At 70.1% G+C, this 15,153-nt stretch carries 23 protein-coding genes and 1 tRNA gene; 13 read left to right on the top strand and 11 right to left on the bottom strand.

Annotated elements, in window-relative coordinates; translation table 11 throughout:
- Window positions 1-92 precede the first annotated feature (92 nt).
- The 3 genes from AB0N03_RS41365 to AB0N03_RS41355 all read left to right on the top strand — a co-directional run bounded on the left by AB0N03_RS41365 (window position 93) and on the right by AB0N03_RS41355 (window position 2,039).
- Window positions 93-806 (top strand): ABC transporter ATP-binding protein, encoded by a 714-nt coding sequence (locus AB0N03_RS41365; protein ID WP_364384464.1) that lies wholly within the window; start codon window positions 93-95, stop codon window positions 804-806.
- Complete coding sequence (locus AB0N03_RS41360; RefSeq protein ID WP_364384461.1) at window positions 803-1,537, top strand: ABC transporter permease; 735 nt, start codon at window positions 803-805, stop codon at window positions 1,535-1,537. Before AB0N03_RS41365 ends, AB0N03_RS41360 begins: the two co-directional genes overlap by 4 nt.
- Before the next feature lie 100 nt (window positions 1,538-1,637).
- Entirely contained in the window at window positions 1,638-2,039 is a 402-nt protein-coding gene (locus AB0N03_RS41355; RefSeq protein WP_364384458.1) for an SCO5389 family protein, read from the top strand.
- Window positions 2,040-2,076: 37 nt separating this feature from the next.
- Here AB0N03_RS41355 and AB0N03_RS41350 read toward each other — a convergent pair whose 3' ends face one another.
- Genes AB0N03_RS41350 through AB0N03_RS41340 form a run of 3 tightly spaced genes read right to left on the bottom strand, consistent with a single transcriptional unit; the run spans window position 2,077 to window position 3,477 of the window.
- On the bottom strand, window positions 2,077-2,274 hold the full coding sequence (locus tag AB0N03_RS41350) for a hypothetical protein (protein WP_364384455.1): 198 nt from the start codon (window positions 2,272-2,274) through the stop codon (window positions 2,077-2,079).
- A 37-nt stretch (window positions 2,275-2,311) separates the two neighbouring features.
- Window positions 2,312-2,467, bottom strand: coding sequence for a hypothetical protein (locus tag AB0N03_RS41345; RefSeq protein WP_364384452.1), 156 nt, complete (start codon window positions 2,465-2,467; stop codon window positions 2,312-2,314).
- Window positions 2,467-3,477: a class E sortase gene (locus AB0N03_RS41340; RefSeq protein WP_364384612.1), complete on the bottom strand. Its 1,011-nt coding sequence runs from the start codon at window positions 3,475-3,477 to the stop codon at window positions 2,467-2,469. Before AB0N03_RS41340 ends, AB0N03_RS41345 begins: the two co-directional genes overlap by 1 nt.
- Window positions 3,478-3,717: 240 nt before the next feature.
- Between AB0N03_RS41340 and crgA the strand changes: the two genes are divergently transcribed.
- Both crgA and AB0N03_RS41330 read left to right on the top strand, forming a co-directional pair.
- Window positions 3,718-3,984, top strand: a complete 267-nt coding sequence (gene crgA, locus AB0N03_RS41335) for a cell division protein CrgA (protein WP_284743405.1) — start codon at window positions 3,718-3,720, stop codon at window positions 3,982-3,984.
- 70 nt (window positions 3,985-4,054) lie between these two features.
- Window positions 4,055-4,474: a PH domain-containing protein gene (locus AB0N03_RS41330; protein ID WP_364384449.1), complete on the top strand. Its 420-nt coding sequence runs from the start codon at window positions 4,055-4,057 to the stop codon at window positions 4,472-4,474.
- Here the strand turns inward: AB0N03_RS41330 and AB0N03_RS41325 are convergent.
- Window positions 4,471-5,430, bottom strand: a complete 960-nt coding sequence (locus tag AB0N03_RS41325) for a rhomboid family intramembrane serine protease (protein WP_364384446.1) — start codon at window positions 5,428-5,430, stop codon at window positions 4,471-4,473. The two genes, AB0N03_RS41330 and AB0N03_RS41325, sit on opposite strands and share 4 nt — an antisense overlap.
- A gap of 39 nt (window positions 5,431-5,469) precedes the next feature.
- Window positions 5,470-5,988: a peptidylprolyl isomerase gene (locus AB0N03_RS41320; RefSeq protein ID WP_364384443.1), complete on the bottom strand. Its 519-nt coding sequence runs from the start codon at window positions 5,986-5,988 to the stop codon at window positions 5,470-5,472.
- An 89-nt stretch (window positions 5,989-6,077) separates the two neighbouring features.
- Here AB0N03_RS41320 and AB0N03_RS41315 point away from each other — a divergent pair, with 89 nt between their 5' ends.
- Window positions 6,078-6,614 carry a hypothetical protein gene (locus AB0N03_RS41315; protein ID WP_364384441.1) on the top strand — a complete coding sequence of 179 codons (537 nt, stop codon included), beginning with the start codon at window positions 6,078-6,080 and terminating at the stop codon, window positions 6,612-6,614.
- Between the two features lie 62 nt (window positions 6,615-6,676).
- Here AB0N03_RS41315 and AB0N03_RS41310 read toward each other — a convergent pair whose 3' ends face one another.
- Window positions 6,677-7,129: a hypothetical protein gene (locus tag AB0N03_RS41310; protein WP_364384438.1), complete on the bottom strand. Its 453-nt coding sequence runs from the start codon at window positions 7,127-7,129 to the stop codon at window positions 6,677-6,679.
- Window positions 7,130-7,277: 148 nt separating this feature from the next.
- On the bottom strand, window positions 7,278-7,811 hold the full coding sequence (locus AB0N03_RS41305; RefSeq protein WP_364384435.1) for a DUF2020 domain-containing protein: 534 nt from the start codon (window positions 7,809-7,811) through the stop codon (window positions 7,278-7,280).
- Between the two features lie 105 nt (window positions 7,812-7,916).
- On the opposite strand from AB0N03_RS41305, the gene AB0N03_RS41300 reads away from it, so the two are divergent.
- Genes AB0N03_RS41300 through AB0N03_RS41290 form a run of 3 tightly spaced genes read left to right on the top strand, consistent with a single transcriptional unit; the run spans window position 7,917 to window position 10,395 of the window.
- On the top strand, window positions 7,917-8,576 hold the full coding sequence (locus AB0N03_RS41300; RefSeq protein ID WP_364384432.1) for a hypothetical protein: 660 nt from the start codon (window positions 7,917-7,919) through the stop codon (window positions 8,574-8,576).
- A 1-nt stretch (window position 8,577) separates the two neighbouring features.
- Window positions 8,578-9,216 carry a pyridoxal 5'-phosphate synthase gene (locus AB0N03_RS41295; protein ID WP_364384430.1) on the top strand — a complete coding sequence of 213 codons (639 nt, stop codon included), beginning with the start codon at window positions 8,578-8,580 and terminating at the stop codon, window positions 9,214-9,216.
- Between the two features lie 51 nt (window positions 9,217-9,267).
- Window positions 9,268-10,395 carry an SMP-30/gluconolactonase/LRE family protein gene (locus tag AB0N03_RS41290; RefSeq protein WP_364384427.1) on the top strand — a complete coding sequence of 376 codons (1,128 nt, stop codon included), beginning with the start codon at window positions 9,268-9,270 and terminating at the stop codon, window positions 10,393-10,395.
- Here AB0N03_RS41290 and AB0N03_RS41285 read toward each other — a convergent pair.
- Window positions 10,385-10,708, bottom strand: coding sequence for a hypothetical protein (locus AB0N03_RS41285; RefSeq protein ID WP_364384424.1), 324 nt, complete (start codon window positions 10,706-10,708; stop codon window positions 10,385-10,387). The genes AB0N03_RS41290 and AB0N03_RS41285 overlap by 11 nt on opposite strands.
- Window positions 10,709-10,795: 87 nt before the next feature.
- On the opposite strand from AB0N03_RS41285, the gene AB0N03_RS41280 reads away from it, so the two are divergent.
- Window positions 10,796-12,184, top strand: a complete 1,389-nt coding sequence (locus AB0N03_RS41280) for an alpha/beta fold hydrolase (protein WP_364384421.1) — start codon at window positions 10,796-10,798, stop codon at window positions 12,182-12,184.
- A gap of 81 nt (window positions 12,185-12,265) precedes the next feature.
- Here the strand turns inward: AB0N03_RS41280 and AB0N03_RS41275 are convergent.
- The 3 genes from AB0N03_RS41275 to AB0N03_RS41265 form a co-directional block, all read right to left on the bottom strand.
- Window positions 12,266-12,338, bottom strand: a tRNA-Ala gene (locus AB0N03_RS41275).
- Between the two features lie 26 nt (window positions 12,339-12,364).
- Window positions 12,365-12,532, bottom strand: a complete 168-nt coding sequence (locus tag AB0N03_RS41270) for a DLW-39 family protein (protein WP_086679331.1) — start codon at window positions 12,530-12,532, stop codon at window positions 12,365-12,367.
- 326 nt (window positions 12,533-12,858) lie between these two features.
- Window positions 12,859-13,041, bottom strand: coding sequence for a hypothetical protein (locus AB0N03_RS41265; RefSeq protein ID WP_364384418.1), 183 nt, complete (start codon window positions 13,039-13,041; stop codon window positions 12,859-12,861).
- 160 nt (window positions 13,042-13,201) lie between these two features.
- Between AB0N03_RS41265 and AB0N03_RS41260 the strand changes: the two genes are divergently transcribed.
- The 3 genes from AB0N03_RS41260 to AB0N03_RS41250 all read left to right on the top strand — a co-directional run bounded on the left by AB0N03_RS41260 (window position 13,202) and on the right by AB0N03_RS41250 (window position 15,062).
- Window positions 13,202-13,642: a VOC family protein gene (locus AB0N03_RS41260; protein WP_364384415.1), complete on the top strand. Its 441-nt coding sequence runs from the start codon at window positions 13,202-13,204 to the stop codon at window positions 13,640-13,642.
- A gap of 22 nt (window positions 13,643-13,664) precedes the next feature.
- Window positions 13,665-14,111 carry a nitroreductase family deazaflavin-dependent oxidoreductase gene (locus AB0N03_RS41255; protein WP_364384412.1) on the top strand — a complete coding sequence of 149 codons (447 nt, stop codon included), beginning with the start codon at window positions 13,665-13,667 and terminating at the stop codon, window positions 14,109-14,111.
- Window positions 14,112-14,258: 147 nt separating this feature from the next.
- Window positions 14,259-15,062, top strand: a complete 804-nt coding sequence (locus tag AB0N03_RS41250; protein WP_364384409.1) for an SDR family oxidoreductase — start codon at window positions 14,259-14,261, stop codon at window positions 15,060-15,062.
- Window positions 15,063-15,153 lie beyond the last annotated feature (91 nt).

Raw genomic sequence — 15,153 nt, 5'->3', positions numbered from 1 at the left:
GCCCAGCCCCACCCCGGCTTCAGCAAAACCCTACTTGAGCTGGGGATTCAGCGTCATTCCTCGCGGCGCCGAACCTTCGTAGCTTTGTCGCCATGCCACTCATCGAAGTCACCGACCTCCGCAAGCGTTACGGCTCCCGGGTCGCGGTCGACGGCGTTTCCTTCACCGTCGAGCGCGGCGAAATCTTCGGCATCCTCGGCACGAACGGCGCCGGGAAGACCACCACCGTCGAATGCCTGCAGGGCCTCCGGAAGGCCGACAGCGGGGAGATCTCCGTGCTCGGCCTCGACCCCGCGGCCGACCGCGCGACGCTGACCCGGCGGGTCGGCGTCCAGCTGCAGGAGAGCCAGCTGCCCGCGAAGCTGCGGGTGCGGGAGGCGCTGGAGCTGTTCGCGTCCTTCTACCCGGACCCGGCCGACGTCGACGTCCTGCTCGATCGGCTCGACCTGCGCGACCACTCGCGCAGCTACTTCGGCAAGCTCTCGGGCGGCCAGAAGCAGCGCGTGTCGATCGCGTTGGCGCTGGTGGGCAACCCCGAGCTGGCCATCCTCGACGAGTTGACCACCGGTCTCGATCCGCACGCCCGCCGCGAGACGTGGCGGCTGGTCGAAGGCGTGCGCGCCACCGGCGTCACCGTCCTGTTGGTCAGCCACTTCATGGACGAGGCCGAGCGGCTCTGCGACCGCGTCGCGATCTTCGACGCCGGGCGCGTGGTCGCCACCGGCACCCCGACCGAGCTCCGCGCCGCGGCCGGAGCCTCCACTTTGGACGACGCGTTCGTCTCGCTCACGAGGAGCATCCGATGAACACCTTCACCAAGATCACCACCACCGAAGCGAAACTCTTCCTCCGCACGCCGTTCATGGCCATCGCGGGCATCCTCCTGCCGGCGGCGGTGCTGCTGGCGGTCGGCGCCATCCCGGGCATGACGGAACCCAGTCCCGCGGCCGGCGGCTTCCGGTTCATCGACGCCTGGGTGCCGTCGGTGATCGTCATCAGCCTCGCGATGCTGGCGCTGCAGTCGATCCCGGGCGCCGTCGCGACCTACCGCGAGCAGGGCGTGCTGCGCCGGCTGGCCACGACCCCGGTGCACCCGGCGAACCTGCTGGGCGCGCAGCTGCTGATCCACGTCGTGATCGCGCTGGCGGGCATCGGCCTGACGTTGGGCGTGGCCCACGCGGCCTACGACGTCCCCCTGCCGAAGCACCCGCCGGCGTTCCTGCTGACCCTGCTGCTCGGCACGGTCTCGATGTTCGCGCTGGGCCTGCTGGCGGCGGCGTTCGCCCGGACGGCCAAGTCCGCCGGCGGCTTCGCGATGATCGCGTTCCTGCCGACCATGTTCTTCGGCGGCGTCTACCTGCCGCGGCCGCTGCTGCCGGAGGTCGTCCGCCGGATCGGCGACTACGTCCCGCCGGGCACGCAGCCGCTGCAGGACGCCTGGGTCGGCACCGGCGTGCAGCCGCTGCAGCTCGTCGTGCTCGCCGGCTTCGCGGTGCTCGGAACGGCCTTGGCGGCGCGGTACTTCCGCTGGGAGTGACCGGCGCTTCCGCCATATTGGTGATGATCATCGTTTTCTCTTGTGGCGGGGTCGCCCGGCCGGTAGCCAGGAGAGTGGCCCTGCTCAAACTGGAGGTTCGATGTCCCTGGACGTGTCACCCGCGCTGCTGGAGAAGGCCGAGCGCGGGGAGGTCACCGACGCCGAGTTCGTCACGTGCGTCAAGGAATCCCTGCCGTACGCCTGGGAGGTCATCACCGGCGTCATCGCCGACGCCGAGGGCGCGGCGGACGGCTTCGCCGACAACGAGACGCCGCCACCGAGCGAGGCCGCCCGCGGGCAGCTGCTGCGGGCCCTGGCCTCGGACGCGATCCGCGGCGGCCTCGAGCGCCACTTCGGCGTCAAGCTGGCCTTCCAGAACTGCCACCGGATCGCCGTCTTCCGCAAGTCCGAAGACGGCACAGTGGACGGTGACCGCTACCGCGCGTTCGTCTCGCCGCGCGGCCAGCTGCTCAACCAGAGCCCGGAGCTGCGGGACTGCTAGCCGAGCCCTCCGGCGCACCCCGGTGCGCCGGAGGCTCTCAAGACCCGAGCCCGACCAGCAGCCGCGCGGTCGGCAGCCCGCTCTCGAGGTACTGCACGAACAGCTCGTTGTGCAGCGCCCACGGCGACCGCCGCTGCCGGACCAGTGCGATCGCCGCCGGCACGGTGAGCCCGAGCTCGACGAGCGCCTGCGCGACGACCAGGCCCGACCGGTTGAGCCCGGCGTGGCAGCGCACGAGCGTCGAGCGGTCCGCACGTCCGGCGGGTTCCGGATCAGTTGACCGCGACCTCGTTGAACCACAGCCGCGGCTCCAGCCACGGGAACACCACGAACATCAGCAGCGCCACGACGCCGAGGGCGAGGACCACCGCGATCGTCAGCTTCACCGCGAAGGGGCCGGGGAACTTCCCCCAGAGCCAGGCGTACATCAGGCCTCCCCGATCTTCGAGAGCAGGTCGCCGTAGTCCTTGACCTGGTTCTTCGGCACCTGCTGGGTCAGCACCGAGGTGATGATGAGCCGCTGCTGGGCGGAGAACTGGGGGTGGCACGTCGTGAGCGTGAGCAGCGCGGCCTGCTGGGCCTTCGGCAGCGTGTCGGCGCCCTTGTACGGGACCGGGTTCACCGCGGTGCCCTGGCTGGGCAGCACGACCTTGCGGCCGAAGGTCTCGTCGTACGGGCCGCCGTCCTCGGCACCTCCGTCGCGCAGGGTCGAGACGCCCTTGCACGTCGGGTCGGCACCCTTGCCGCCGGCCCAGTTCTCGATCTCGTCGTCATAGGGCAGGACCTTGTAGATGTAGAAGTCGGTCGAAGTCTCGATCACGATCTGGTCACAAGAGGAGAGGTTGTCCAGGTCGTTGAACGGGGCGCCCTTGCCGACGCGGTGGCCGGCGACGGCGAAGTTGCCGGGCTCGCCGGGCAGCGACGTGCCCTTGTAGTGGCCGGGCCCGACCTCCAGGGCGGCGTCGTCGGTGCCCTCCTGGATCGTGAAGTTGTAGTCGACGCCGAACGTCGGGATGTGGATGCGGGCGAACGCCTTGCCGTCGATCAGCTCGGGGTGCAGCGTGCGGTCGTGCGCCCACTCGCCGTCGAGCTGGTCGCTCGCCTCGGACTGCTTGCCCGCGGAGAACAGGTCGGTCACGTACAGCTCGTAGACCATGAACAGCAGCACGACCAGGCCCAGCGTGATGAGGATTTCGCCGGCGGTCCGGATCGCGACGCCGCTCTTGCCGAGCGGGGCCGGCGGCGGCTTCTCCTTGGTCGCGGTGCCCCCCTTGCCGACCGGGGCGAACACGACCGTCTCTTCGGCCGAGCCCGGGGGCGGGACGGGGCCGGCGTAGCGGCGGGGCGGCGGGCCCGGCGGACGCCGAGGTGGCGGTCCCTGGGGCCGCGGCGGCACCTGGCCGCGAGGCGGCGTGGCCGGGTTCCGGCGCTGGGGCACGGGCCGTTGCCCGGGGTGTCTGCGCCGGTCGTCATCCGGTCCTTCGCGCGTAGTCACGCAAGCTCCTCTCAAGCCGCGTCCGACACTTGGTGACCCCGACGTCACGGTACGGGAAATCCGACCACTCCCGGCCGCTGCTTTCCTACCGTCGTTTACGTTAACGTGTGCACGTGGCGCTGGTTGCGCACCCCGAGCGGGTCATCGCCACCGACCAGCCCGAACAGCACCGCGAGGAACACGATGCCCAAGTCCAAGGTCCGCAAGAAGACGGCTTACACCCCGCCTGCCGACCGGCGCACGCCGGTGAAGGTGCGGGCGGCCGGTCCGACCGGTCTCGCCTGGAAGATCCCCATGTTCGGGATGATGCTCCTGGGCCTGATCTGGCTGCTGGTGAACTACATCGCCGGGGACAAGATCTCGTGGATGGCCGACCTCGGCAACTGGAACTTCGCCGGCGGGTTCGCGCTGATGATCGCGGGTCTCCTCATGACTATGCGCTGGCGCTGATTATTACTCCGAATGGCGGCTTGACGCCGAATTACACCGGTGTGACTCATCCCCACTGTGGATAACCCCTGTGGATAACTACTCCACCTCATGGGCGCCGCGTCAGGCCCTTGTGGTATCGGCGTGGGCGGTCACCGCGCTGTTGCTGATCGGTGTCGTGGCCGATGTGGTGACCGGCGACCGGGGCGGCCTGGTGCTGTTCGCACTGGCGACGCTGGCCGTCGGCGCGTTCGCCGCCCACTCGACGCTCGTGCGGCCCCGGCTGGCCGCCGACGCCGAGGGTCTGGTGGCCCGCACGCTGGGCGGCACGCACCGGCTGCCGTGGGCGCAGACCCGCACGCGGCTGCGCACCACCCGCCGGCTGGGCCGCGACGGCGTCACGCTCGAGATCGAGCACGAAGACGAGTTGTACGTCTTCGGGTGGCTCGACCTCGGCGAGGACCCCCGCGACGTCCTGGACGTGCTCAGCACGCTGCGGGCGCGCAGCTAGCCGCAGACGTAGTACCGGCCGAACGGGAACTGGACGAACTGGCAGGTCTCGGGCGGGAACTGCGACCCCTTGTAGACGATCAGGCCGAGGATCGCGACGGTGATGATCGCGATGCCGATCGCCTGCCAGCGCGCCTGGCCGGCCTGCGGGGCGTAGAGCAGCGCGACGGTGATCAGCGCCCCGGTCACCAGGCCGCCCGCGTGCGCCCAGATCGAGATGCCCGGGATGCCGAACGTGATGAAGGCGTTCAACGCCAGCGTGATGATCAGGCCGGTGGGGTTCAGGCGCAGCTTCAGCACGGTGACCGCGTAGGCACCCATCAGGCCGAACAGCGCGCCGGACGCGCCCGCCGTGCCCGGGTACCCCCCGGGGTCGCCGAACAGCAGCACGGCCGCCGACGCGCCGAGCATCGAGACGAAGTAGAGCGCGAGGTACCGGCCGCGGCCGGTGACCTGCTCCAGCGACCGGCCCATCATCCACAGCGAGAACATGTTCACCGCGATGTGGATCGGTCCGTAGTGCAGGAACCCGCTGGTCAGGACGCGCCACCACTCGCCGTGGCCGAGGGTCGCGTCGCCGTACAGGGCGCCGTGCTGGAAGGCCGACGCCAGGTCGTTGTCGTTCAGGCTGCCGGCCTGGACGACCGTGATCAGGAAGACCAGGACGTTCACGGCGAGGATGGCCTGGGTGACGAGCACCGACTGGGACAGCCGCGCGCCGAAGACGGTGCGCTGGCCGAACCCGGCTTCCTGGTAGCCGCGTCGCTGCCGGCGCTGCTGCTGGGCGCCGCTGTGGACGCAGTCGGTGCATTGGAAGCCGACGGGGGCTTCGCGGAGGCAATCCGGGCACGCCGGACGCCCGCACCGGGAACAGCTCAGCCCGGTCGGGCGGTTCGGGTGCCACCAGCACCCGGGGAGCGCGGCTTGCTCGGCGGCGGGGTTCGGCGGTTGGTTCACGATGTCACCAACCTACCGAAACCCCGGCACGGGAGGCCGTCAGTGCTCGATGGTGACCTTCTCGATGACGACGTCGGTCAGCGGACGATCCGCCGGGCCGGTCGACGTGCGGCCGATCGCGTCGACGACGTTGCGCGACTCCTGGTCGGCCACCTCGCCGAAGATCGTGTGCTTGAAGTTCAGGTGGGTGGTCGGCGCGACGGTGATGAAGAACTGCGAGCCGTTCGTGCCGGGCCCGGCGTTCGCCATGGCCAGCAGGTACGGCTTGCTGAACTGCAGCTCCGGGTGGAACTCGTCGCCGAACTTGTAGCCGGGGCCGCCGCGGCCCGTGCCGGTCGGGTCGCCGCCCTGCAGCATGAAGCCGTCGATGACCCGGTGGAAGATCGAACCGTCGTAGAAGGGGCCGGAGTTCGTGCCCGCCGCGTTCGGCTGGGTGTACTCCTTGGTGCCTTCCGCGAGCCCGACGAAGTTCGCGACCGTCTTCGGCGCGTGGTCGGGGAGGAGGTTCAGGTTGATGTCACCCTGGTTGGTGTGCAGCGTCGCTTTCACGAGACTCATCGTGCCATCAGCAGCGGGCGGCGGCGAAAAGGGGCACGATAGGTTACGGGTAGCAGAGCAGTGTCAAAACGAATGATGAGGTGAAGTCCATGTCCCGGGCGACAGCCCAGGCCGCCGAGACCGCCGACAAACTCGTCTCCGAGGGCGTCAAGCACGGCCGGCGCGCGCAGAAGCAGCTCGCGAAGAAGACCGAGCTCACCCGCAAGGAGCTCAAGAAGAGCTCGAAGGCCGCCCGCCAGGAGGCCCTCTCCCGGCTCTCCGAGCTGCGCAAGCCGGGCCGCAAGGCCAAGAAGGCCGCCATCAAGGCCGCGAAGTCCGCCGGCGAGTCGAAGCGCCGCGGCAAGAAGGACTTCAAGGCGGCGAAGAAGGACTTCTACGCCGCTGTCGTCGAGGCGAAGGCCGCCGCCAAGGGGACGCGCAGCCGTCGCCGCTGGCCGTGGCTGCTCGGCCTGGCCGTGGTCGGCGCCGGTGCCGCCTACGTCCTCCGGTCCAAGCAGGAGCCGCCGGTCGCGCCTGCGCCGCCGAAGGCCACCCCGCCCGCGCCGAAGCCCGCCGAAGCGGCGAAGCCGAGCCCGCAGGCGAACGGTAAGGCGCCGTCCCCGGCGCCCGCCGAGAAGAAGAACTGAACGCGACGCGAAGAGGCCCCCGGCGTGCACCGGGGGCCTCTTCAGTCGTGCGTTGAGTCAGCTCAGACCGCGGCGGCGTGCTTGTCCACCAGCGCGCCGAGGCGGGGCAGCGCCTCCTCGACGTTCTTCTTGCCGTTCGGGCGCAGCTTGCCGTAGACCTTCTTGATGCTGTCGCGGCTGCTCTTCTCCGCGCGCGTGTCGGTGACGCTCAGCAGCGCGTTGGAGGCCTCGTCCGAGCGGCTGGTGAGGTAGGCGCCGAAGTCGTTGCCGCCCTTGGCGCGGTAGTCGCCGTAGAACGGCTCGAGCGCGACCACGAAGTCGGGCAGCAGCGTGTCGACGGCCGAGGGGATGATGCCCGGCTTGATCTTCTTGACCGCGGCGAAGCCGGTCTTGACGACGGCACCCGAAACGCCGCCCTTGTCCGAGACCTCGGCGTCGACGAGGGTTTCGAAGTCGCTCACGACGGCCGGACGACGGCCGGAGTCGAGCAGGATGTCCTTGAGGGTGTCAGCCACGAATCTAGTCCTTTGTCGTTGCAGATTTTGTGCCCGGCCCCGGGGGTGGGGACCCCCCGATGGCTGCGGTGCGCGAGTCCACGAAGCCTGCGCGTGACGCACAGGGTAATACAAGATCAACATCACTCACCCGTGTGGAGCCCGCTACCTAGAGCTTCAGGGCAGCGATAGCCTTCTTGACCACTGTGCGTGCCTTCACGCTCTGCTTTTGGTTAGTGGTCGCGATGACCGCCGCGGTCCCCTTCGCGACCGCGTAGACGGCGCCGTCGTCGGTCGATTCGTACCCGCCCTTCCAGCCCGTCGGGTCGCTCGCCGGGTTGGACGATTCGACCGGCGCCACCTTGTTGACCAGCGCCGTCGCCGTCTTGGCGTCCCCGACGTACACCCGGATGGTGAGCTGGATCTTCCCGTCCGGGCGGTAGAAGAAGCACGCCGGGTGCGGCTCGTCCGCCGACACGCGCACCTTCGACACGTGCTGGCCGTTCGAGTCGGCCACGAACTCGCTGTCGAGGTACGGGCAGTCCTCGGTCGCGGCCGGCTGGGGATCCGGCGGCAGCTCCGAACCCGCGGCCGCGCCGGCGGACGCCGACGGCGGACTGGGGGTCGCGGTACCGGACACGATGGAGGGGCCGCAGCCGGCCAGCAGCACCACGGCGGGCGCGAGAAGTACGAGTCGTCGCATAGCGCGCACAGTCAACCATGAAGCATGTGTGAAAACCGCTGGCTGAACTCACCGTGCCGCCGGGCGTGCGACGATGGGCGCCGTCTCACCGAGGGAGGTCCCGGCGTGCTCACCCCCGAGCAGTACCTCGGCGCGGTGGCCGAGCGCATCCAGCGCTCCGGCGGCGTGCTGAACTCCGTGCAGATCGGGCCCGCGACGGCCGTGGTCGGCCTGTTCACCGAGTCGGTGATGCTGACGACGATGAACTACTGCGTCGTCGCGGCGCCGGTGCCCGAAGTCAGCGCCGCCGCGTTGTACGACTTCACCGGCCGCGCCACGCAGCACGCCCGCGCGAACATGGTCGGCACGATGGGCTGGACCGCGGGCTCGGTCGTCATCGCCGGGCTCGTCGGCCAGCGCGTGTACCCCGATGCCGCGCAGGCCGCGTCGGCGAAGACGAACAACCAGTTCGGCGGCGAGACGCGGATGGTCGCGGTGGACCTCACGGCCGGCCAGACGTACGCGTTCACCGGCGGGAAGATGTGGGGCGCGGCGATGCACGGCGCGATCCGGGCCCGGCTGACGTACTGCTTCCCGCAGCCCGCCGAGGTGTACCAGCAGGTGCAGTGGCAGCAGGCGCAGCAACCACAGGTCCCGCCACCGCCCGGCTGGCAGCAGCAGCCGCCGATGGCCGCGCCGCCGGTGCCGCCTCCGCCCTACGCCGAGCAGGCCGGCCCGCAGCCGCCCGTCTACCCGCCGCCGGGGCACCCGCCGTACGGTTACTGACATGGTGCAGTTGCGCGGCTGGCCGTCGTTCCCCGAAGAACTTCCCGTGTTCACGCCGGAAACGGCGGCCGGAGATCCGCGGACGCTCTTCATCGAGTGGCTGACCGAAGCCGGTGAGCACGTGCTGGCACCGCACGCCGTCACCCTGTCCACAGTGGACGCGGATGGCGCGCCGGACGCGCGGGTGGTGATCCTCAAGGACGTCGGCCCGGCCGGCTGGGCGGTCGCCACCAGCTCGGAAAGCCCGAAGGGCCGGCAGCTGCGCAAGGATCCGCGCGCGGCGCTGACGTTCTTCTGGCCCGGGCGAGGCCGTCAGGTCCGGTTGCGCGGCCCGGTCTCCCCCGCGGCGCCCGAGGTGTCCGCGGCGGACTTCCTGGCCCGGCCGCCGGCGTCGCGCGTCGAGGCGTTCATCGGGCACCAGTCGCAGGTGCTGCACGACCCGGCGGACCTCGACGCGGCGGCCGCGGAGGCGGAGCGCTGGGTCTCGGAAAACCCGGAAATGGCCCCGGAAACGTGGACGCGGTACCTCGTCGACCCGGACGAGGTCGAGTTCTGGCAGGCGAGCCACGACCGCAAGCACGTACGGCTGCGGTACCGGAAGACCGACGGCGGCTGGGTCCGCGAGCGCCTCTGGCCTTGACGGTCCGAGCGCGGCGGCGTAGGCAGGAAATCCGACAAAACGGAGGCCCGCATGCGCCGCACCGTCGTCCTCACCGTCACCGCTGTGCTGTCCGCGGGGCTGTTGTCCGGCGCTTCGGCCGGTGAAGTCTCGCCGTCGCGGCACCCCGCCGCGTTCGAGACGGTGTTCGCGTCCCCGCTCGGGATCGAAGGCCTGACCACCGACGGCCGCGGCAACCTCTACGCGCCGGCCCGCGGCGCCGACCCCTGCCCGGTCTTTCGCGTCGCGGCCACCGGTGGCCCGGCCGCCGTCGTCGGCACGATCCCGGCGCCGTGCAGCCCGGCCGGGCTCACGTTCGACCGCCGTGGCCGGCTCTACGTCGCGAATGGCGAAACCGTGGTTTCGTTCGTGCCGGACGCGGCGAACCCACCGGCGGCGACGGTGTTCACGAGCGGTGTCCCGGGCGCGAACGGCCTGGCGTTCGACCGGTCGGGCGCGCTCTGGATCTCCGACGGTGGCACCGGCCAGGGCCGGGTGTGGCGGGCGGGCGCGGACGGCGTCGCGCTCGAACAGTTCCGGGTGCAGCCCATGGTCAGCGACGTCATCGCCGGTGGGGTCGGCCGCGACGTGCGCGGCCTGCCGCCCGGCACGGTCACGATCACGCCGAACGGCCGGACCGCGGCGGACACCGCGGGCTCGCAGCACATCGTCGCGAACGGCTTGGCGTTCACCGCGGACGGCACGCTGCTGGTGGCGGACACGGCGCGCGGCGCGCTGTGGCGCGTGCCGATGGACCGCACCGGCCGCCCCCGGGCGTCGACCGGCTGCGACGTCGCGTTCCCGGCGGACACGCTCTGCCTGGACGACCTCGAGGTGCAGCACCCGTACCTGGAAGGTGCCGACGGGATCGTCCTCGACCGCGCGGGCAACGTCTGGACGGCGGCGAACGAGCGCAACGCGATCGTGCTGGCCCGCCGCGACGGCCGCGTCGCCGAGTACTTCCGCAACCCGGACGACGCGACGTCGAAGCTGCGCAACGGCGGGCCGCTGGAGTTCCCGACCAGCCCGGTGCTGCTGCCGGACGGCCGTCTGTGCGTGACGCAGTCCGACGGCAGCCGTCGCGACAACGCACCGAACACGGCAGGCGAAGCGAGTCCGGCGGGTCCGGTGCGGGGGAAGATCTCCTGCGTCAGGCCTTGAGCGCGGCCAGGCGCGGAGCACGGGACTTCGGCGAGTCGAGGCTGAAGCTGCGGGCGTCGCCCAAGTCGTCGCGGACGAACTCCTCGGTCGCGGCGACCGCTTCGCGCAACGCTTCGTCTTCCTCGCCGAAGAACTGGTGGACGATCTTCTCGGCGTCGACGTCGAACTCCCAAAGCCCGGCGAGCCGGCCGCGGCCGACGATCAGGTGGACGGCGCGGAACCGCCGACCGAACGGGCCCAGCCGGTCCGTTCGAGGACTTCGGCCGCCGACGCGCCGCGGAAAGTGCCGTCGAGTCCCTGCCGGTGGGCCCACCAGGCCCGCAGCCGCGCCGTCGTCATGCGGGCAAGTATGGCCGTTCGGGGGTATACCGCGCCCGGGTCCGTGTGGCGATGATGGATCATGCGTTCGAAACTGCTGACGGCCGGGCTGGTCCTGGCGCTGACTGCCGCACTCGGGGGTGTGGCCGCGGCCGACGAGCGTCCTGGGGGACGACCGAAGCTGGCGGACCCGCATCCGTGCCCGGGACAGCCGGGCTTCACCTGCTCGACGCTGACCGTGCCGTTCGACCACACCGGCCGCCGGCCGGGCACGCTCGACCTGCCGGTCGCGACGTCCGACAACGTGACCGCGCCGAAGGGCGTGCTGCTGTTCCTCACCGGCGGCCCCGGGCAAGGCGGCGTCGGCACCATCACGCGGATCGCCACGCAACGGCTGCCCGAGGTGGCCAAGGACTACCGGATCGTCATGCTCGACCAGCGTGGAACCGGCGCCGGCGCGCTGAACTGCCCGGGTCTGCAGGCGCAGATCGGCAGTTCGGACATCGCGACGCCGACGCGCGACGCCGTCACCGAGTGCGCGCGCATCCTCGGCGACACGGCGCCGTTGTATTCGACCGACCAGACGGTCGCGGACTTCGACCGGCTCCGGCAGGCGCTGGGCGCGCCGAAGATGGTCGTCGACGGCGTCTCGTACGGCTCGTTCACGGCGGCGCGGTACGCGATCGCGCACCCGGCCAACGTCAGCAAGGTGGTGCTCGACTCCGTGCTGCCGCACCACGCGTCCGCGTCGGCATCCCTCTACCTGACCGGTTTGACGGCCGAGGCCCGCGTGCTGCGCGCGGCATGCGCGGTGGCCCCGGCCTGCGGCTTCGACCCGGCGGACGACCTCGCGTGGGTGGTGCGCCACCGCAGCGCGGCCGACGGCGTGAAGATCTTCGACGCGATCGTGGCGTACGAGTTCTCGGACCCGACGTACCGTTCCCCGGACGCGGGCGACGTCATCGGCGCCCTGCACGCGGCTCGCACCGGTTCGTCCGACTGGCTCGACCAGCTGGTCGAGGGCTACACCACCGAGGACGTCCCCCCGGCGTCCTTCAGTTCGGGCCTGCACGCGGCGACGCTGTGCGCGGACCAGCGCTTCCCGTGGGGCTCGTCGTCGACACCGGTGGCGCTGCGGCAGCCGCTGCTGTCGTTGACCGCGCGTGCTCTGCCGGCGTCGGCGACTTGGCCGTACACCACCGAAGTCGCGACGCAGCAAGGTTTCATCCAAGGCTGCCTGCCGTGGCCGGTCGAGCGCGTCGGCTCGAACCCGGCGGCGCGGCTCCCGAACGTCCCGGTGTTGCTGCTGAACGGCGACCGCGACCTGTCGACGCCGTTGGAGTGGGCGCGGGAGGAGGCGGCGCAGGCACCGCGGGGCAAACTGGTGATCGTCCCGGGCGAGTCGCATTCGATCCAGAACCGCGAGCGCGGCCACGCCGGCCGGGACGCGGTGATCAGCTTCCTGAAGTAAGGCTTTCGAAGACGGCGTCACGCGCTTCGGCGTCGCTTGATCGGCCATGCCACCAAGCCGGGCTACGCCGGGATTTCGGGGTGGAGCTGAGGGGAATCGAACCCCTGACCCCCGCCTTGCAAAGGCGGTGCTCTACCAATTGAGCTACAGCCCCGGAGCGGGCTGACGCCCGCCGGAAACTCAGTTGTGGGACGCACCCGCCGGCTTGGCCGGAGTGGTGCCGTTGTTCGAGGGGACCGGCGCGGTCGCCTCACGCCAGAGGTCGGCTTCGGCCTTGGCCGCCTTGTTGCGCTTCACGACGAACAGGACGCCGCCCGCGATGACCGCGAGTGCCAGCAGCTTCTTCACCGAAGCCCCCTTCTCAGCTTGCTTCCCTTACCCCGCGATGTTACTGCACCGGCGCCGGACGCCGTCGGGGGCGGTGGTTCCACGTGGAACCACGATTGCGCAGGTAACGCACGTCACATGTGGAGGGAAATACGGGGGCGGGGTGTCCTGTTGTACCCATTGGTCGGTGTGCCCACCGTGTCCCCCGGGCCGCAACCACTGCCTTCGCGGAGTTCCGTCCGGCTGGAGCCGCGAAGCGCCACTCGCCGAGAGGCGACCGTGGCGCGCATCGACCGTGACCGCTCAGCCCTGCCGGTACTTTCTCTTCCCGGCAGGGCTGACCTGCGTCAGGGCAGGAACATGCCCGCGCCCTGGTCCCCGACCTGCGGGTGCTGCACGATGTCGGTCTGCCGGGCCTCACGCAGCCCACCGGCGATCCGCTTCCCGCCGCGCTTCCGATCCCGCAGATCCACCAGCACGGCGACCCCCAGCAGCGCGGCGACCACGATCCCCAAGACGATCCACCCCATGTCGGCCCCCTTTCGTCATTTCCACGGTAAGCCCGCCCGATCGGGAACGTCCCCACGCTTGACCGAGATTTAGGGCGTGGTTCCGTGTCGAGAACGTGGCACCGGCTCCGTCCCAGGGGCACGAGCGGCCACGAGGGCCGTGCGACCAGGGGAGAAAGCCATGACGATCCAGCGGCTGGACAACATCGGCCTGGTGGTCGAAGACATGGAAGCGGTCATCACGTTCTTCCTCGACCTCGGCCTGGAGCTCGAGGGCAAGGCCACGGTCGAGGGCCCGGACGTGGACCGCCTCGTCGCGCTCGAGGGCGTCCGCTGCGACCTGGCGGTGGTGCGGACCCCGGACGGCCACGGCCGCCTCGAGCTGATGAAGTTCCACTCGCCGGCGTCCCCCGCCCCCGCCGTGCCGAACGCACCGGTCAACGTCCTCGGCTTCCGCCGCATCATGTTCGCGGTCGACGACACCGAGGAGGTCCTCGCCCGCCTGCGCACCCACGGCGCCGAGATCATGGGCGACCGCGTGCGGTACGACAACGGCCACCAGCTGGTCTACGTCCGCGGCCCCGAGGGCATCATCGTCGCGCTGGCCGAGAAGATCGCCTGAACCTCCGGAAAGGACCACGACCATGGCCACCGCCGAAGACCTCGACCGCGCCACCGATTCGCAATGGGACTGGGTCGCCGAGCAAACCCGCACGTACCTGGACTCGGGCGGCACCGAGGGCCACGAGTCGAACGGCGTGTACACGCTCATCCTCGTCACGACGGGCCGCAAGACGGGCGTCCCGCGCCGCACGTGCTTGATTTACGGAACCTCGGGGGAAGACCTCGTGGTCGTCGCGTCCAAAGCCGGCGCGGACGAGGACCCGGCGTGGTTCAAGAACCTGGAGGCGAACCCGAGCGTGGGCGTCCAGGTGGGAACCCGCCGCTTGACGGCTCGGGCCCGGGTGGCGACTTCCGCCGAGCGGGGTTCCCTGTGGACGCAGATGGCGAAGATTTTTCCGCTGTACGACGAATACGCGGAAAAGACGGACCGGGAAATCCCGATTGTTTTGCTGACGCCGCAGGATTGACGTTCGCCTTCGAAGGGTTTCCCGGATTCGAGGGTGGCTCTCACAGTACCTGTATCACCAGGATCTCCCAGACGTCCAGGACTCCTGTCAACCTGGTTGAGCCGCCTCCCGGCGGCACATGCTTCCACGACAGGAGTACGAAGACCCATGGCGGACAACCAGTTCACCACTCACGCAGACCTTTTTGATCTGAGTGGGAAATGCGCACTGGTCACTGGCGGCACCAAGGGCATTGGGATGATGATCGCGCGCGGCCTTCTGCAGGCGGGCGCCCGCGTTATCGTCAGCTCACGCAATGCAGAAACGTGCGCGGAGGCACAGCGTCTACTGTCCGAATTCGGCGACGTTCGAGCAATCTCCGCCGACCTGTCCAGGTACGACGAGTGTCAGCGCCTCGCTGATCTTGTCAAGGTCGACTCGGACCGCCTGGACATCCTCGTCAACAACGCGGGAGCGATGTGGCGCGAGCCGCTGGAGACGTTTCCGAACGAGGCCTGGGACACGGTGATCGACCTCAACCTCAAGTCGCCGTTCTGGCTGGTGCAGGCTCTGCTTCCCGCACTTCGCAGGGCGGGCACCGCCGAAGATCCAGCGCGGATCATCAACATCGGCAGTATCGCCGCCATCCACGTCGCCGAGTCACCCAACTACTCGTACGCCAGCAGCAAAGCGGCACTCCATCAACTCACCAGAGTGCTCGCCAGAGAACTGGGCCCACAGCACGTCACGGTGAACGCGGTAGCCCCAGGACCGTTCCCGTCGCAGATGATGGCGTCCACGCTCGAAGCCGTCGGCGACAAGATCGCGGCGAAAGCCCCTCTGCGCCGCCTCGGCCGCGACGACGACATGGCGGGTATCGCCGTATTCCTCGCCGGCCGGGCCGGGGCTTACCTCACGGGCACCATCATCCCGATCGACGGCGGCATCGCCACGACCGCATCGGGTACCTAGGGCCTGTATCGAAGTCGCCTCGAGCAGGTTGAGCTGGAGTTGGTGTTGCTGGGCGTGTCGGTGCTCGACATAGGTGAGGTCTCCGGTAGTT

This window comes from Amycolatopsis sp. NPDC051061, assembly GCF_040682935.1.
In the GTDB taxonomy this organism is placed as follows: domain Bacteria; phylum Actinomycetota; class Actinomycetes; order Mycobacteriales; family Pseudonocardiaceae; genus Amycolatopsis.
Note: the sequence above shows the minus strand (reverse complement) of the source record. Positions and strands in the feature narration are given on the sequence as shown.

Coding starts and splice junctions, on each gene's coding strand:
- AB0N03_RS41255 (WP_364384412.1), top strand. CDS start 13,665: ATGGCCACCGCCGAAGACCTCGACCGCGCCACCGATTCGCAATGGGAC.
- AB0N03_RS41365 (WP_364384464.1), top strand. CDS start 93: ATGCCACTCATCGAAGTCACCGACCTCCGCAAGCGTTACGGCTCCCGG.
- crgA (WP_284743405.1), top strand. CDS start 3,718: ATGCCCAAGTCCAAGGTCCGCAAGAAGACGGCTTACACCCCGCCTGCC.
- AB0N03_RS41280 (WP_364384421.1), top strand. CDS start 10,796: ATGCGTTCGAAACTGCTGACGGCCGGGCTGGTCCTGGCGCTGACTGCC.
- AB0N03_RS41260 (WP_364384415.1), top strand. CDS start 13,202: ATGACGATCCAGCGGCTGGACAACATCGGCCTGGTGGTCGAAGACATG.
- AB0N03_RS41250 (WP_364384409.1), top strand. CDS start 14,259: ATGGCGGACAACCAGTTCACCACTCACGCAGACCTTTTTGATCTGAGT.
- AB0N03_RS41305 (WP_364384435.1), bottom strand. CDS start 7,811: ATGCGACGACTCGTACTTCTCGCGCCCGCCGTGGTGCTGCTGGCCGGC.
- AB0N03_RS41360 (WP_364384461.1), top strand. CDS start 803: ATGAACACCTTCACCAAGATCACCACCACCGAAGCGAAACTCTTCCTC.
- AB0N03_RS41355 (WP_364384458.1), top strand. CDS start 1,638: ATGTCCCTGGACGTGTCACCCGCGCTGCTGGAGAAGGCCGAGCGCGGG.
- AB0N03_RS41315 (WP_364384441.1), top strand. CDS start 6,078: ATGTCCCGGGCGACAGCCCAGGCCGCCGAGACCGCCGACAAACTCGTC.
- AB0N03_RS41295 (WP_364384430.1), top strand. CDS start 8,578: ATGGTGCAGTTGCGCGGCTGGCCGTCGTTCCCCGAAGAACTTCCCGTG.
- AB0N03_RS41265 (WP_364384418.1), bottom strand. CDS start 13,041: ATGGGGTGGATCGTCTTGGGGATCGTGGTCGCCGCGCTGCTGGGGGTC.
- AB0N03_RS41290 (WP_364384427.1), top strand. CDS start 9,268: ATGCGCCGCACCGTCGTCCTCACCGTCACCGCTGTGCTGTCCGCGGGG.
- AB0N03_RS41345 (WP_364384452.1), bottom strand. CDS start 2,467: ATGTACGCCTGGCTCTGGGGGAAGTTCCCCGGCCCCTTCGCGGTGAAG.
- AB0N03_RS41320 (WP_364384443.1), bottom strand. CDS start 5,988: ATGAGTCTCGTGAAAGCGACGCTGCACACCAACCAGGGTGACATCAAC.